Raw genomic sequence first — 17986 nt, forward strand, 5'->3', positions numbered from 1 at the left:
CTTTCTCCCACTTATTACAGTAAGCGGTCTCATTTTCCATTTGAAAATGGAGAGAACCTAGAGGTTCTCTCCAACTAAGTTATTTCTGTCTGAATTCTAGTTCCGATAAACTCTAAAATCGAGTCTTCTTTAATTTTCTTTACGTTTTGTTGCAAGGACAGCAGCAGATAAGGCAAGACTGATGCCTGCTAGGAAGATAGCTGTATCAGATTGGCTTTCTCCTGTTTCTGGCAATCTCTTCTGATCTTCTGTTGAAACTGAAGTTTTAGATTCTGCAAGTTTTCCTTGACCCAATTGACTAATCCGATACTCAGGTTTTTCAATAGTTGGTGCTGCTTGATCACCTGCTGTAGCCAATAGTCCTGTGTAGGCTCGCTTTTCGTTTACCAAAGCTTCTACTGCATTGACTCCACCTTTGTATTCTGGAACTTCATTGACAGCTGCTTCTACTGCATTAGCGCCACCTTTATATTCAGGTAATTCATGAACCAAGGCCTCTACTGCATTCGCTCCACCTTTGTATTCTGGAACTTCATTGACAGCTGCTTCTACCGCATTGGCTCCACCTTTGTATTCTGGAACTTCATTAACAACTGCTTCTTCACCTGCTGTTCCAAGTGGTCCTTTATACTCAGGTACATCAAGAATTGGTGCTGCTTCTTCACCTGCTGTTCCAAGCGGACCTTTATACTCAGGTACATCAAGAATTGGTGCTGCTTCTTCACCTGCTGTTCCAAGCGGACCTTTATACTCAGGCACTTCAAGAATTGGTGCTGCCTCTTCACCTTTACTACTTGTAGGAGCATCTGGTTTCACAGTCTGATCTTGTAGTTGGTTGAGATATTCTGCAAAGTAGGCAACCATTCTTTCAGTCAAGAGATGGTTATCCATAGCATATTTCATGCTAGCTACTACACTTGCGACTTCCTCTTGATTCTCTTTGCTGGTTAATTTTTGAGCTTTTGATAAAGCTGTTTCATAACCTGACAAATCAAGAGTTGTTTCTGCAACCTGTGGACGACTAAATATCAACTCAGCAGCGGCTTGATATCTATCACCACCGTCTCCATAAGTCTTAGTACCTGTCAAAACAATTTTCTTAGCCTTGATTGTCTTACCAAAGTCAATGTCTTTTGGTTTATTGTTATCTGGCCAATCAGTTGCAGTGAAAGTATATTCTTTACCAGACTCATCTGTCACAACCAGTTTCACATCACGCAAGTTACCATTTGATCCTGATCCACGTGGCACATAACGGAATCCAGTGATTTCTGTCGCTTCTTTCAAGACCATAGTTGCAGGTTTACCAACATCTCCACCATTCCAAGACGTATGCCATAGACTTGATAAGTTACCATCAAAGGCATTTGCTAAATCTTCTCCCGCTTGCGCTGGAGCATTTAGACTTTCAAAGTCTTCTGCTACCAAGGCTGTTTTCTTTTGTACCAAGGCATTCTTCAGAGCGTCAATCTTAGCAATCTCAGCACGCGCTTCTTCCACGCTAATGTCATCATCTGCTTGACTGAGGTTAAAGACAGCTTCCTTCAAGGCATCCATAGATTCCTTGGTATAGTTGGTCATGGCAACCGTTGGCAAATAGTTCTTCAGAGCATTTTCTGTCAACATCTTACCAGTTAGAGTGACTTCCTCGATTTGAAGTTTATCCATGATGAAGTCATTGTAACCACGGAAGTTCGCATTTCCACCAGAATCTCCACGAGTATTGCTTGCGTTACCAGTTGAGTAGATACCCACCCAAGTATCGCCTGTTTCTGCACCTGTTACGAGGAAGGTTACCTTCTTAGCTTTCTTAGAATCTGTCCAAGTATTTGGTAGTTCATGCATTTCCAAATTACTTGCTTGATTACCGCGACGTCCTGATTGGAATTCTCCCTTACCGACTACAAAGGCGTAGGTATTGTCAGATCCTGCTTCGTATTCAAAGGTTACACGATAAGTCTTACCAGCTTCAAAACGGAAGTTTTGAGGAATTGTTTGGTAAACCAAGTTACGACGGCTCACTAGTCCATTTGTCTTCAATGACCAATTTCCTTCGATAACATCATCGACTTTCTTACCATTCCAATCACGTTGTGTATATGGATCATGTTTTTCAGATAAGTGAGTGCGATTATCCTCAACTCCTTCGATACCACCAATTACAAATGGGAAAATCCCTTGAGCAACATTTTCAAAGTCTTGTTTAAATGTTCCTTTACCTGTATCATGATTATCTCCGTACATACTTGAATTGTTTTCAAAGGTACGAATTTCATCAAAGTAAGTTGCTTCATCACCAGCTTCACGACTCAAAGTAAGAGTGACATTTGATACATCTGAACCCGTTGTAAAGAAGGCATACATGTTTTGGAAGTAACTTGTATCATCAACTGTAGCATTGTCACGACGAGTATTATGGGCATAGGCCTTGACATAGTTAAGAGCTAGTGACTTATTGGTATAGCTAGTCACTTCTTTTTCACCAGTATTTACTGTGATACTTGCCTTAGCATTACTACGATTATCAACACCGACATAAACGGCATACTTAGTATTTGGTTTCAAGCCAGTCAGTTTCTGAGTAAGGCTGACTGTGCTCTTATTGCCTTGGATACGAAGCATTTCATTTGCGCCTTGTGATTTGACAATTTCTGCCTTAGAAGCATCACCAGAAATAGTCCAGTGTTTCAAAGTTCCACTGTTAAATCCTTGGTCATAGATGTGCATGCCTTCGCTCCATGACATTTCAGGATTGGTTTGTTTTGAACGGTAGAGAACGTATGGTTGATTTGCAGTAAGATCAAGGGTAATCTTACCATCTTTCACAGCTACTTCCTGTTCTTCAGTCTTACCTTGGTCAGTTAGTTTATAAAGGTAAACCTTACTATTCGCCCAGTCGCTAGGAAGCGTCCAAGTTGTTGCACCAGCTTGCGTATTGAAGTAGTACATTTTTTCCTTATCAGTAGGAAGTTTCTTACCATTCGCATCCCAGTTCCAAGGAGTCAAGTAAGCTGAACCATCTTGGATGACACGTCCGTTGAGAGTTACTGTACGTTCACGGTATTGTGGACTATTGACATCGTTTGACTTACGAGTCACAACTACTTTATTGTTGTCAGCATCTACCAATTCCACTCGCATTTCTGGAGTCCATTTATAGGTGCTACCGTTATCAGACATAGTGACTGGTGTACCGTTTTCCCACTTGCTTACAGTAAAGTGTTGGAAATACTTGGTCATGACATCATGAGCAAACAAGTTAGTTACATAGCCATTGTAGTCGCTACGACCTTGCCAACCTTCAAAGTCTTTCATGCTGTAACCACCTAGAAGTGGATAGTTGGCTGCACCACCGTAACTTCTGTAGTCCCCAACCCAAGAATCTTTTTGGTGGTTACGGATAAAGCGCGTGATGGCACTGTTGATACCTTTATTAGTGTAGCCACCATAAGTCAAGTCAGCTGCCCAGTGTTGGAAGGTAGAATCGTATTCACCACCATGACCCCACTCAATCGCAAAGCGCCAGCCTTGTTTATTAATTTCTTTTGCAAGAACGTGAGTAGCCCAGGCACCGTTATCACCTGATTGGCCATTGCCCCAAACGTCCACATAGATAAAGTCGAGACCTTCACCAAGTTTGTTTTTCAATTCTTCCCAGCGAGCTAAGCGACCATGCGCCAAATCATAGGCAGCATCAATGTTAATACCTTGGTCTAGCCAGTTCCAACCATAACTATAGCTTCCATCTGGATTCTTACGAAGAATATTTTCGTTAAAGTATTTAGACTCAGGATAAGTTTCAGAAGCGTTGACGTGGATACCTAGATGAGCTCCATATTTCTTCGCTTTCTCAATCAAAGCCTTGAAATCTTCGACACCACCAATACGTTTACCAATATCAGCATAGTTCAAGTGGCCTGAGTCATGACCTTCACTACCATAACCTTTAAGGAGAACACCTTGTCCAAGACCATCTGTATGGAGATTGATCTTCTTGATACCATCCAAGGTCATAAGGAATGGGTTTTGTGCCTGAGAACCAAAGTTCATCGCAATACGATAAGCTGTGATATCCTTGACTTTTTCCCAACCTTGAGGGTTGTTCATGATGCTACGATAAGCAATGGCACCATCTTGCCAGTCCACTTTCTTATCTGCATTAGCATCTTCAGTGATTACAACCTTTGCACTTGGAAGTTCTTTGGTATATTCTGGGAAGACAATGCCCTTATAAGCTTTTTCCCATTGCCACTCAGAACTATGAATTCCGACATAGTTGGCATTTCCAACGGTTTCTTTATAGGCTGTCAAACGAGTCCAGTCATTAGAACCACCACCGTAGCTGTTTTGAGAATTACTCCAAACACCTGCAGCAAGCTTATCTGTAGAAACGAATCCATACATGTAACCCTTAGCCAAGTCCTTCATTGGATTGGTTACTTCAATATGATCATCCCCGCTGACATGCGTATTGTTTGACATAGTTGCCCCATCAAACTTAGCACCAGCTTGCTCACTAGAAACAGATACGAGGGCGTTCCCAAGGAAACTAATTGTCGAAATTAATTTTCTCTCATCATCAATCTTTTGACCTGGAGTGACTTGATTGTGGTTGACAATCTTAGTTACATCAAAATGTAATTGATTGTCCACAACTTGCAGACGAACTGTCATATCCGCATTGATAAGATTAGCCTCATCACGGAGTTTCATTTCATATTCTGCAGTTGTTTCATTAATTTTCTTATAAGTAACCTCAGGGGTGATTCTGTGGTTATTGATAAAGACTTGATTGAACTGTTGAACCTGTCCTGGTAAAGTATGGCCATTTAGCGTATATTCCTTGACACGTGGAAAGGCTTGGTCAATCACTGCTTTTAGGACTTTAGACTGGATGGTATCATAAGTCACTTTACTATCATCTACCACCGCACCAGTTTCTTTTTCAGCAGTAGCTTCAGTAGCTTGAACTCCGTCTTGATTGTCAGTCTTAATATTTACAACTGTCTTTTCAGTACCATATGTACCAGCTTTAAGTAAGATTTTCTTTTCATTTTTAAGATTTTCATTAACAGCAGCTGGCAAAGTAACCGTATCAAAAAGTTTTACATCATTATTTGTTGCATTCAGCTGACCATCTGATTTTAAGCTAATAGTCAGATGATTCACTGAGCCATTTACTGGAGCTGCAACACGGCCTCCCTGATACCATGTGCTATTACCTGGTGTCTTATATTCCCAGAACCAACCTTCTTTGTCATATCCAACAAAGACATTATTATTTGTATCTTTAAATTTCAAGAAAACACCAAAACGTGATTTGCCTGTTTCAGATTCTTCTTTGAAAGTGAGATCTACATTCGCATTCCCATTCGCATCCACAGTCAATCCTTGCTTTTCAAACAAAGCTGGTTTGCTAGCATTGTCATTTTGATCTGTTGAAGATAACTTATTGTAACGAACACCATTTTCTTCACGAATAGCAACAGTCCCTTGCTGTTCTTTTCTTGCTACAGTTTGCCATTCAGGAGTGACTGCCTTTGGTGTCTCTGGCTTAGCTGTTGCTGGTTTTTCTTCTTTCGGCTTATCTTCTTTTGGCTTTTCTTCAACTGGTTTTTCAGTTTCCTCTAAATTCGCTGGTTTTGAACTAGAGATTCCCTTAATATGATCTTGAATCCATTTTAATTGAGCTGGAGAGAAAAGGATCCCTCCACTACGGACACCGACCACACCATTTTGATGAACTCCAATCAATTTACCATCCGTGTCAAAGATACCGCCACCGCTAGCACCTGGTTGTCCACCTTGATAACCAACTCCTTGAACACCTTCACCATAAGATTCAGCAAAATCCACAGCAGTGTTAATAACTGGCGCCAACTTACCAGCAGGATAGCCAAACATATTGACTTTATCCCCAACTTTCTTAACAACTGGCTTTTCAGTAACTTCAACAGGAGCATTTTCAAGAACTGTACGCAATCTCACAAGAGCCAAATCGTTCTTATAGCCCTTTAGATAACCATCTCTATCCCAGTGAATCACATCTTTTTTACTAAATTTTACATCATCTAAACCAGGGTAGGATATACTAAAAATATCGCCATCTCCTTTATCATTATCCACAACTTTACGAATATTTCCATCTTGTTGATCCTTGATAAAGTTGTGAGAAACAGTCAAAACAAGATCCTTACCAATGACAATACCACTACCTTCTCCTGATGGAGTCTTAATCTTAACAGTAGCGCCATAGTTCAATTCTCCATTTTTTGTTTTGGCAACATCTTCAGGAACTAGACTACCAGTATCTTGTGCTAATTGATCTTTATTTACCTCTTTACCATTATCAGTAGCTTTTTCAACTTTACCTTCTAATTCTTTCGGCAACTTGTCAGTAGTTTCTTTGTTTTCCTTTTCAAGAGCTAGTAACTCTTCTTCAGTTTTTGGTCCATCCGTTGTTTCAGCAGAACCTGGATTTGCTGCTGCAGCTTCTTTATCGAACTCCCGTCCATTATCGCTCGCTTTTTTATCCAAATCAGCCAGCTCACTTGGCAAATTATCTGTTGAGCCAACTGTTGGTGTGTTAGCCAATACTGGAGCAGTAGCAAAAAAACTAGCCCCAATCATAACTGAAGCAGCACCTAGTGCAAATTTACGAATGCTGTATGTACATCGTTTTTCAAAAAATCGTTTATCCATTAACTCCTGATTCCTTTCACTAATCTTCGTAAGCGTTTACATTTCTTGTTCGAAAAATACTCCTTTCTATCTGAAAAGTGCAATGCTTAACGTTTATAAAAAATAATTACACTTTTAATATAACAATTTTTAATAGATAAAGCAATAGAAAAGCTAGGAAAATTGCTAATTTTTTTCTTCATTCTGACAAAACCATACTCTGAGATTAAGGGGAAAATTGTCACATAATAAAAAGGATTTAGCATTCCTATCGAATGCCAAACCCTTTATCAATCAGCTTCTATAGATGATTAAAATCTATTTCACATGTTTTGCGAGTTCTTCTTGCGCTTTTTTATTGGATTCTTCTTTTTCTTTCATCCATTTATCTTGAGCTTTTTGGTATTCATCAGCAGTAACTGCCTTGTCTTGAAGTTCCAAGTATTTGTAAAGGAGCGGATCGCTTGTCCCCTTGTTACCAGAGAAGGCAAACGGCATCGTAAATGGTACCATCTTAGACAAGATTGGGCGACCAGTGAGTGATGTTGTTGGAATAATCAAGGCACTATCTGTCAACCAAGCTTGGGCTACAGCATACTTATCATAACGTTTTGCTACATCTATTGTCTCGTTTCCAGCTTCAATTACCAATTTCTCATAGTCGTTTAGACCAACCTTCTTAGCTGCAGCATTATCTGTACCAGAATCAAAGCCAAGGTAGGTTTTAGTGTTTTCACCAACTGATGGTTTGATAATATCGAGGTAAGTAGATGGATCCGCAAAGTCTGGAGTCCAACCAACATTATCTGAAATATCCCAATCTTCCCCAGCAGCAGTTTGTGCAAATAAAGTGACATTAAGCACTTCATCTTTTTGCAATTGTTGAATATCAATAATGACATTATCAGTTCCTAAAGTCGCTTCCAAGGATTGTTTCATAGATTGGACACGTTGAACTTTTGTAGTTGCTGTTTGGTCAACAGGCATATCTAGGTGAATTGGGAATTGTACTCCTTCCGCTTGAAGGGCTGCCTTAGCTTTGGCAAATTCTGCCTTGGCTTTTTCAGGATTATAGAGTCCATCTTGGGCATCAGCGAGGTTCACATCCTTCCATTCATCCCCGTAAGTCACCAATTTTTCTTTGACCATATCACCAAAGTTCTTACCATCTGCTTGGACAAATGTTGGCGGAACAAAAATATTACGCAAAATTTTGCTTGCACCGTTTTGTCCATTTAGCTGAGAAGCATAGGCTGTACGGTCAAATCCAAAGGCAATAGCCTGGCGGAAATCCTTGTTTAACAAAGCCTTTTTAGTTGAAGTCTTTTGTTCTTCACTAGTCTTAGATGTGTATTTGTAAGATTGACGGTCAATGTTTGTTCCTACTACATAAGTCGTAGAGTCCTGTTGTGTATAGACAATATTGTCCTTCATCTCTTTCTCAAGCTCTGCGAAACTTGCACTTGTTGGATAGAGACGAGCTGCTGAAAGGCTACCGTCTTTAAAGTTTTCTGCAGGTTTACTAGTATCTTGACCATCCCAGAATGATAATTTAACTTTATCAATATGGACATTGTCTTTATCCCAGTAGTTAGGATTTTTTGCAAATTCAACAGTAGATTTGGTTACAATGGATTTCAACAAATAAGGACCATTATACAAGATACTGCTTGGATCTGTTGCTTTGGCAAAATCGTCTCCCTTAGAGTTTAAGAACTCTTCATTAACTGGAGCCATAACTCCCATTGTTGTCTTAGAATTCCAAAAACTTTCTGGTTTATTCAAGGTGTATTGAACTGTTTGATCATCAAGAGCCTTGATTCCGACTTGTGAGAAATCTTTGATTTCACCTTTCACATAAGCATCCAAGCCTTTGATTGACTCTTGCACAAGGTAAAGACCATCTGATTTTTTATCAGCTGCATATTTCAGACCTGTAACAAAATCTTGCGCTTTAACTGCAGCGTATTCTTCACCTTCAGATGTGTACCATTTTGCATCCTTACGAATCGTGTAGGTGTAAGTCAAACCATCCTTAGATACTGACCAGTCTTCGGCCATTGATGGTACAAAATTACCGTAACGATCATTTTCCAACAAACCATCCACTACGTTGCTAGTGATATTTGCTGTCGCAGCCTTACCAGTTGTCAAGTAGTTCAGGTTATCCGGGTCTGTTTCATAAATGTATGAGAATGTCTTCTCACCTTTAGCACCTGAACCTGAGCCAGAGCAAGCAGCTAAAACACCAGTTGCCAATAACGTAACACCCGCAAGGGCAAGAAATTTTGAACTTTTCATCACTTTTCTCCTTTGAAAACTTTCTATCCATTATAGCCTCTTTTCACAAACATATCGACAGAATTTTCAGAATTTTTGAATTAATTTGATATATTCTGAAAAATCGTCTTAAAATGAATTACACGAATGATAAATTTTATAAAATAGTTCTTCAATTCTTTACTTAAAACTCCCTTAATATAAGAAAAGAGGGAACTCAGTAATTCCCCCACCTATCTATTTAAGTCATTTTTAGATTCATTCATTTAAGGCTTGCAATGCGGAAAGGAGATAAGAACCTTCACGAATTTTTTGACCTACGGCCTTAGCATTTTTGACCAAATCCTGATACTCTTCTTGAGACAAATGTTCCAATACTTCTTCTAAGTCAAGTAAACTCTCAACACTAATTCCACACTCTTTTTCTAAGACGAAATTAGCCAAAGCAGATTGCTTCCAAACAATAATAGGAAAACCAGAAGCCAAATAAAGGGAAGCCTTGTGGGAATTATTGTATCTCAAATACTCACCATATACTCCGCTACAAGTTTTAGAACTATCACCGTCCCAGACTAAACCAAAGCTTCCTTCCAATGCTGATGGTAGTTCATCTGGAAGAAATGAACCAAAATAGGTTTCATTGGATAGCTTTCTAGCCTCATCAAAACCAACACCATAGAGATTATATGCCGGTCTTGGAGGCAACTCATATAAGTAACCTGCTTTTTCTTGGGCCAAATTTCCAGCTACAATAATAGCCCCTTCCTTCGATAAATCTTCTTTGTCCTGATAATTCGGGATCAGATAGTCAAAAATGCCTAAACTAACTATTTTTTTCTCAGAAATCCCCTTATCAACAAGCACTGATTTCATAACTGGATTATGAGCAATAAGACCATCAGCTTGTTTCAAAAGACTTGACTCTTGAAGATGAACACGAATTTTATGCTTCAAGGGTACTGTATCCAAATTAGCATAGCGCAAAACTTCTAAATCATGGATAATAAAGTGAACCTTCACTCCTTTACGCTGCATTCTTTTGACTAAATGAGTCGTAAAGAAACTATGATGAAGCATAGGAAATTGAATCAGTAGCTGATCCCCTTCCTTCAACTTAGAGATAGCTTTGGATAGCGCTTTGGCCTTATGTCGTTGGGCTCTAATAGTCCCCATTTGATACCAATCATCTACCATCAATAACAAAGGACTATAGCCCTCACGAACTACTATTTCTTCAACATCGTTTCGAGCCTTATTCCCCGCATTTCGTGCACCAGAATCCTTCAGAAAGTCTTCTTTTAGATAATATTTCATCTATCAATTTTATCCTTCGTTATCTTATTTAAACTCTTCCTCTACAACATTTAGGGCACGTTCAATGACCACATGCATGTCGTAGTATTTATAATCGGCCAAACGTCCGCAGAAAATGACCTTATCATTCTGTGCTGCTTCTTCTTGATATTTAGCAAACATAGCATTGTTTCTCTCATCATTGATTGGATAATAAGGTTCATCACCACGTTTCCAATCAGCTGGGTATTCACGAGTAATAACCGTTTTGTCCTGAGTACCATACTCGAAGTGCTTATGCTCAATGATACGAGTGTAAGGAATTTCACGTTCTGTATAGTTTACAACTGCATTTCCTTGATAGTTTTCTTCATCTAGAACTTCATGCTCAAAACGAAGACTACGGTATTCTAACTCACCATGTTTGTAATCGAAGTATTGGTCAATCATCCCTGTAAAGACAACTTTTTCAGCAGAAGCTTCCAATTCCTGACGATTGGCAAAAAAGTCAACTCCAAGTTCTACTTCAACATCCTTCAGCATATTTTCGATGATGACATTATATCCACCGATTGGAATCCCTTGATAACGGTCGTTAAAATAATTATTATCAAATGTTAGACGAACTGGTAGACGTTTGATGATAAAGGGTGGAAGGTCAGTCGCGGAACGTCCCCATTGCTTTTCAGTGTAGCCTTTGATCAACTTTTCATAAATATCTGGACCGATCAACTTAATAGCTTGCTCTTCCAAGTTTTTAGGTTCAACGTCTTTCATGTGAGCCGTTTGCTCAGCAATCTTATTTTTCACTTCTTGAGGAGTTTTTGTTCCCCACATAGCATAGAAAGTATTCATATTGAAAGGTAGATTATAAAGGCTACCCTTGTAATTAGCCACAGGCGAGTTGATGTAGTTGTTAAATTCAGCAAATTGATTAACATAATCCCAGACTTTCTTATTAGAAGTATGGAAGATATGAGCACCATATTTATGAACATTAACACCTTCTACATTCTCACAATAGATATTCCCACCAATGTGGTCACGTTTATCAATAACTTTTACTTTTTTTCCACGCTTGGTTGCTTCATAAGCAAAAATTGCTCCAGACAAACCAGCACCAACGATTAGATAATCATACATATTACACCCCTTTATTTCTGAATAACTGTTGTTTTATATCTCGTAAATTTATAACTTTAAAAATCAAAATCAAACTGATATAAATTATTGCCCCCAAAATAGCAGAAAGTCCTACATTTAACATGGACGGTAAATTCAATAAGTCTTTTACAAAAAACAGAATTCCATACATCAATCCTGATGAAATCATAATTTTTATCATAGATCCTATAATCGGAACATCTCTTAGATAAGAGCGAGTAAAGAATAACTGTATAGCCCAAACCAGAGACTCTGTTAAAACAGATACAATTGCTGCCCCTATATAGCCCAATTTGGGAAGAAAGAGAAGATTTAATCCGACACTAACAATAGCAGGAATTGTGGTTGAAAGCATGAACTCTCTATTTTTATTATGGGGAATCAAGATTTGAATCCCCATAATATTTGTCCAACCAATAAAGAACATTCTTAGAATCATAATAGCTATTGCATAGCGTGCATCTTGAAAATCTTTTCCCAGAAAAAAGGTAACAAAATCATCGTTTATAATTAACATACCTGCCACAATGGGGAAAATAACCAAATTATAAATCAGAAATGACATCTCATGCATTTTATTAACTGCTTTATGATCCCCTGATGATAAAAGATTTGAAACTCGTGGTAACATGACACTTCCCAATGAAGTCACTAGAGTTAATAAAATATTAACAAGTTTCAATGCTTGATCATAGATTCCTACATCTTTTGTTGAAGCTAAAGCTCCCAGCATTGTACGATCCAAAGTAACATAGAGCGATATGGCAATCTGAGGTAAAAACAATAAGATAACTGGCTTCAAATGCTGCTTAGCATATTCCCAATCAAAGTGCGGTTTCCCAATAAACTCTCTTGCCGGCAACCACATACTTAATTGTCCCAACAATTCAAAAATGGTAAGCAAGAACACATATAAATATAGGTCGCTAGCTGATTTTATAAATAGAAAAATAGCAATGACGCCAACTAGTTTCACTGTAATATTTCTGACTGTAATTTTTCGAAAATCCTCTAAACCTTGGAATAGCCAAGAAATATCTAAACCTTTAGAAAGTAAACTTAACCCTAAAATATAAGCTACCGGGTTTTGCATTAACGAAAAAGTGAGACAAAGCAAAATATAGAGAGTCAGTGATAAGATGGTTGCTCCAAGTTGTAAAGTATAAATTCCCCAGAAATTTTTACGAATTGTTTTTCGATTACCAGAAATTTCCTTTGTACCATAATTGGCTACCCCCAAGGTAGCCAACAGGATAAAGTAGGTAACAATAGAATTATAATAACCATAAGTTCCTAAATCATCAGAACTAAATACTCTGGTAACATATGGAGTCGTAATAATCGGTAAAATAATTACTAATAATTGATATGAAAGATTGTATGCATAATTTTTAAGAACTTTCATAGGGGGGCATATTCCTCACTTAACTACTATTATAAACGGCGAAAATTAATCTGCCCAAGAATATTTATGTTAAATATATTGTTTTTTTGACACATAAATAACTTAACTAACCTCTACTTAGAGCTAAGGATACATATAACACAAAAACTTTAAACATCTTGATAATTATACCTATACTTGCTCCAAGAAATACCCATCAATAATAATAATGGATTGTACATTAATTCAAAAAATTGTGGATCAAACATTGAGTGAAGTATCAATACAATAAAAACAAGCATCTCAACTGTATTAAAGTGTCCTCTTTTATTTAGTTGATAGAAACTATACCAAATAACAACTAGTAGAATCACTCCATAATGCAATAAAATATTTACAAAAGATGAATCAACGTATAAATAATTATCAAAAACAGACGTAGCCCTTTGTTGCAATTCCCAATCAATTCTTTGACCAAACATATGTACGCCATATAAAGATAATGTCTTATGTCCTAAACTTAGTCTTCCTGTCAAAGCTACGTTTAAAATTTGAAAGAATTTACTGTTTGCGTTATAAAAATAAGTCAAAATGATAGGAATAAGAATCCCTGCAGTCAACGTAATTTTACCAATGGCATTAAGGATTTTTTGACTAACTACTTTATTTTTGAATATGTACACCAATACTAATGCTAGAATTGAAAGAAAGAAAGCTGATTTCGTATCAGTATTAACGTAAAAATAATAATTCAGTATTCCAAGCATTAGAATTTCTAATAATCTGATTTTACTTTTTCTTAAATATAGATATACCAATGTCAGATGAAATAAATAATTAGCACCGAGAGTAACATATTGGTATCCTTGGCTTAAACGCAATCGTCCTCCTAATTGGACTCTCAGCGTATTTTCAATAATGCCAAACTTTAATAGACCATATATGGAAATCATTAAGAGAACAATAGAGACTGTCCAGAGAATCAAAACTTTTCTAAAATTCACATTGTTTATAGAAATAATAAATAAAATTGTTGAAATTATTGTGAGGGCATCAAAAAGCTTATGTGTTGTAATCCCGATAATTATGGCCAAGCAAAAAGCTGAAAAGAAGAATATCAGAAACTTACTTGAGTGTCTCTCTAATAGTAGTTTAAACAGAAGTATGACAATAGACACTATCATAGCAACTATTCGAAAACGATAAATTTCAGGGTATTTATAGATTAAATTGGTTTGAACTATAAAATTAAAGAACAACCAAATAAAGAAAGCTGAAAAATATAACAACTCTGATAATTTTATTTTTATTTTCATATTTTTCCTAAGTTTATCTAGACTATCCAATTTTATTTCGAATAGTATTATACAATTTTGCAGATACGAGAAACAATATATATTTCAATTTATTTTTTCTTGTGACATTTGGATTCGGAATAACGTCCTTGAAATACTGAATGTATTCTTTACGTACCTTATTAACCTCTTGATACATATTGGAACCGAGTAATGCATGGACAATGTGAAGACCATTAAAAACATATCGTACATTTAAAGCTCTACGCATTTCTTGGTTGGTTGAATAGTCTCGTTCTACATAGCTCCTATTACAATCCATTGCCTTGTAAAAATCTAGAAGTCTTGTACTATATGCAGAATTCACGGTACTACCTGGTCTCCGATAATATTTATATAGATTAATGGAACCTACCGCAATCTCTCCACTAGTGGCAATATGTTCATAAGCAATAGCTAAATCTTCATATATCATTCCTTCTGGATAAGGATATTTTAATAAAATATCTTTCTTATAAAGTTTTCCTCCAGGATGAGTGCCTACACTATTCCCGTAAAACATTTGAACAAGAGCTTCACCTTTATCTAGTTTCTTACTATTTTCTAATGAAAAACCCTCGCCTACACTATTTATTTTATGATTTCTTACTTCAATAATTGAAGTCACAACCAAATCGACGTCATATTTGTCTCTTAAATCAACTAAGTATTCAACCGCTCTTAAATCATAATAGTCATCTGAGTCTAGAAACATAATCCAATCAGAGGAAGCCTCTTTTACTCCTATATTTCTAGCCCTAGATTGTCCGCCATTTTCAATATGCAGAACTTTTATTCTGTCATCTTCTCGAGCATATTGGTCACAAATTTCTCCAGAACTATCCGTCGAACCATCGTCTACCAGGATAATCTCGATATTCTCATAGGTCTGCTTCCTTAAACTGCCTACACTATATTGAAGATAGTTCTCGACATTGTACACTGGTACAACAATAGAAATCTGATCCATTATGATAATCCTTCCAAAATGATATCAACAATACGCTCACAAGCTTTTCCATCTCCATATGGATTACTTGCTTTACTCATCTTGCTGTACTCTGTTTCATCTTCTAGAAGCAGTTTGAAATTAGTATAAATATTTTCTTCTTCTGTTCCTACTAATTTCAAGGTTCCTGCAGCAATCCCCTCTGGACGTTCTGTTGTATCACGCATTACCAATACTGGTTTACCTAAAGAAGGTGCTTCTTCTTGTACACCACCAGAATCTGTTAAAATCATGTAGCTTTGATTCATAAAATTATGGAAATCAATAACTTCTAGAGGTTCAATGATTTTCATACGTTCATTGTCGCCAAACACTTTACTTGCTAGCTCACGAACCTTAGGATTCTTGTGAATAGGATATACGACTTTAACATCTTCAAACTCATTCAGGATACGATTAACTGCATTAAACATATTTTCCATAGGTTGACCAAGGTTTTCACGTCTATGGGCTGTCAACATGATTAGTTTACTGTCCTTAGCCCACTCTAAAATAGGATGGTCATAATGCTCTTGAACGGTTGTCTTCAAGGCGTCGATGACAGTATTTCCGGTAACATAGATATTCTCTCTTCCCTCTTTTAGAAGATTCTCTTTAGCCACTTCTGTCGGAGCAAAATTGAAATCCGAAATAATTGAAGTAGTCTGACGATTGAACTCTTCAGGAAATGGACTTTGAAGATTATAAGTTCTCAATCCTGCCTCTACATGTCCAACTTTAATTCCCATGTAAAATGCAGCTAAAGCTGTCGCAAAAGTGGTTGTAGTATCCCCATGAACAAGAACAATATCTGGTTTTTCCTGCTCTAAAACGGCTTGAATTTTATCTAAAATACTTGTCGTGATTGTAAATAGTGTTTGATTTGCCTTCATGATTCCTAAATCGTAATCAGGAACAACTTTAAAGACATCTAAAACTTGCTCTAACATTTCTTTATGTTGACCCGTTACACACACAAGTGTTTTAATTGAATCATTTTTCTTCAATTCATTCACTAAGGGACACATTTTTATTGCTTCTGGACGCGTCCCAAAAACTAACATTACTTTTTTCATTTGGAAACTCCCATTAGTTTTTGATAAAATTTACGATAGTTCTCTAAAAATAAAGGATAACTAAACTTCTCTTCATAATCTTTTTTAGCTTGATTAGCTAATCTAGTTCTAAGAGTTGAGTCAGTCGCCAGACTCTCAATAGCAAAAGCTAAAGCCCTAGCATCTTTAGCCGGAACCAAGATCCCATTTTCTTTTGTAACAACTTCATTAATGCCAGGGATATCTGTCGCAACCATGGTTTTTCCATTCATAAATGCTTCGATAACATTTAGAGCCAAGCCCTCAAATAATGACGAAGACACTAGGAAATCAAAACTATTAATACACTCGACTATATCCTGTCTATACCCTAAAAAAGATACTTTATCTTCCAGATTTAGTTCTTTAACCTTGTTTTCTAATTCAGCTCTAAGCTCTCCATCCCCAACGATAAATAAACGAAGGTTTTCATCTGAAATCAAAGAAATAGCATCAATCAAATAGGTCAAACCTTTTTGTTCAGATAATCTTGCAATACAGCCTAGCTTGATTCCATCAAACTTCATAATCTCATCAACTTGTCTATTTGACTGTTTCAAGATCACTCCATTATAGATAACAGTGCTGTCTGCAACTCCCACATCATCTTTCAAATTTTGATTAACTGCTTGACCAACTGCAATACTATAGGCATTTTTCAGTGAAAATCTATATAAAGACAACTTATCTTTAAAGACATTATGAGCAGTGTAAACGTGGACTAGCTTGGGATTGATCAGTTTTAATAGACGAATATAAAAAGCTGCCATTCGATGATGTGTATGAACCAGAGTAATCTCATTTGTCTTAATAATTTGATAAATAGTAAGAAGCAATTTCAACACTGTAAGAGGATTTTTGCTGTCTATATCTTGAATCTTATGATGGATAATTCCTTGGGTCTCTAATTCTGGTTCCCAAAGGCCTCCTGTAGAAGCAACATGGACACTATCAAACTCATCTTTCAAATCAGAACTCAACTGGTACACGATTCTCTCCGCACCACCAATATCCATCGTTCGTGAAATATGTAAAATATTATTTTTTCGTTTTTCGTTTCTCATCTAAAACTCGCTTAATAAAGGTAACATTCCCTACAAAGTATCGTTTAAAGAGACGCTTTGGCTCATTAGCAACTCGGAACAACCACTCCAAGTTTGATTTCTGCATCCAAAGTGGGGCACGCTGAATGTGACCAGACAATACATCAAAACTACCACCTACACCCATAAAAATAGAATTCACTCCATTATCCATAAATTTTTGGATGATGTATTCTTTTTTAGGTGAAGTAATTCCAACAAATACAAAGTCGGGATTCTTTTCACGAATATCTTCCTGAATATCTTGCTCATCTTCCTCAGAAAAATAACCATTACGATGTCCAACAACTCGTAGATTTGGATACTCTTCTTTAAAATTTTGTAACATATCTTGCAAAACTTCTTCTTTAGCACCAAAAAAATACACTGAATAAGATTTTTCATCGGCTAATTTTAATAATCTTTGCATTAAATCAATTCCAGCAACTCGTTCTGGAACTTGGTAGCCCAAAAATCGAGAAGCTAGAACTACTGATGCACCATCTGCATTGATGATCTCAGACTCGTTAACTATCTTCTTAATAGCTTCATCTGATTGACATTGGTTAATCTTATCAGCGTTTACGCCCATTAAATGAAGAGGACGTTGTTCAATTACAAATTTCTCAACCTCTTGTACTGTTTCATCCATTGTTAAAGGGTCAATTCTGACCCCCATAAAATTA

The 17986-nt window shown here is 36.9% G+C and carries 10 protein-coding genes; all 10 read right to left on the reverse strand.

Annotated elements, in window-relative coordinates:
• Positions 1-129 precede the first annotated feature (129 nt).
• Positions 130-6702 carry a SpGH101 family endo-alpha-N-acetylgalactosaminidase gene (locus tag D7D54_RS05350; RefSeq protein ID WP_120718979.1) on the reverse strand — a complete coding sequence of 2191 codons (6573 nt, stop codon included), beginning with the start codon at positions 6700-6702 and terminating at the stop codon, positions 130-132.
• 297 nt (positions 6703-6999) lie between these two features.
• Positions 7000-8982, reverse strand: a complete 1983-nt coding sequence (locus D7D54_RS05355; RefSeq protein WP_120718980.1) for a peptide ABC transporter substrate-binding protein — start codon at positions 8980-8982, stop codon at positions 7000-7002.
• A gap of 237 nt (positions 8983-9219) precedes the next feature.
• Positions 9220-10275 (reverse strand): glycosyltransferase, encoded by a 1056-nt coding sequence (locus D7D54_RS05360; RefSeq protein WP_033682305.1) that lies wholly within the window; start codon positions 10273-10275, stop codon positions 9220-9222.
• 24 nt (positions 10276-10299) lie between these two features.
• On the reverse strand, positions 10300-11397 hold the full coding sequence (gene glf / locus D7D54_RS05365; protein WP_120718981.1) for a UDP-galactopyranose mutase: 1098 nt from the start codon (positions 11395-11397) through the stop codon (positions 10300-10302).
• A gap of 1 nt (position 11398) precedes the next feature.
• Positions 11399-12823: a flippase gene (locus D7D54_RS05370; RefSeq protein ID WP_033682306.1), complete on the reverse strand. Its 1425-nt coding sequence runs from the start codon at positions 12821-12823 to the stop codon at positions 11399-11401.
• Positions 12824-12972: 149 nt separating this feature from the next.
• Positions 12973-13683 carry a hypothetical protein gene (locus D7D54_RS09510; RefSeq protein WP_235223462.1) on the reverse strand — a complete coding sequence of 237 codons (711 nt, stop codon included), beginning with the start codon at positions 13681-13683 and terminating at the stop codon, positions 12973-12975.
• 457 nt (positions 13684-14140) lie between these two features.
• Positions 14141-15106: a glycosyltransferase family 2 protein gene (locus D7D54_RS05380; protein ID WP_120718982.1), complete on the reverse strand. Its 966-nt coding sequence runs from the start codon at positions 15104-15106 to the stop codon at positions 14141-14143.
• Positions 15106-16200, reverse strand: a complete 1095-nt coding sequence (gene wecB, locus D7D54_RS05385; protein ID WP_120718983.1) for a non-hydrolyzing UDP-N-acetylglucosamine 2-epimerase — start codon at positions 16198-16200, stop codon at positions 15106-15108. Before wecB ends, D7D54_RS05380 begins: the two co-directional genes overlap by 1 nt.
• Positions 16197-17282, reverse strand: coding sequence for a glycosyltransferase family 4 protein (locus tag D7D54_RS05390; RefSeq protein ID WP_120718984.1), 1086 nt, complete (start codon positions 17280-17282; stop codon positions 16197-16199). The genes wecB and D7D54_RS05390 overlap by 4 nt, the downstream gene beginning before the upstream one ends.
• Entirely contained in the window at positions 17257-17979 is a 723-nt protein-coding gene (locus D7D54_RS05395; protein ID WP_029690200.1) for a WecB/TagA/CpsF family glycosyltransferase, read from the reverse strand. The genes D7D54_RS05390 and D7D54_RS05395 overlap by 26 nt, the downstream gene beginning before the upstream one ends.
• Between the last annotated feature and the right edge of the window lie 7 nt (positions 17980-17986).

Origin of the sequence: Streptococcus chosunensis, from assembly GCF_003626515.1 — a bacterium.
In the GTDB taxonomy this organism is placed as follows: Bacteria; Bacillota; Bacilli; order Lactobacillales; family Streptococcaceae; genus Streptococcus; species Streptococcus chosunensis.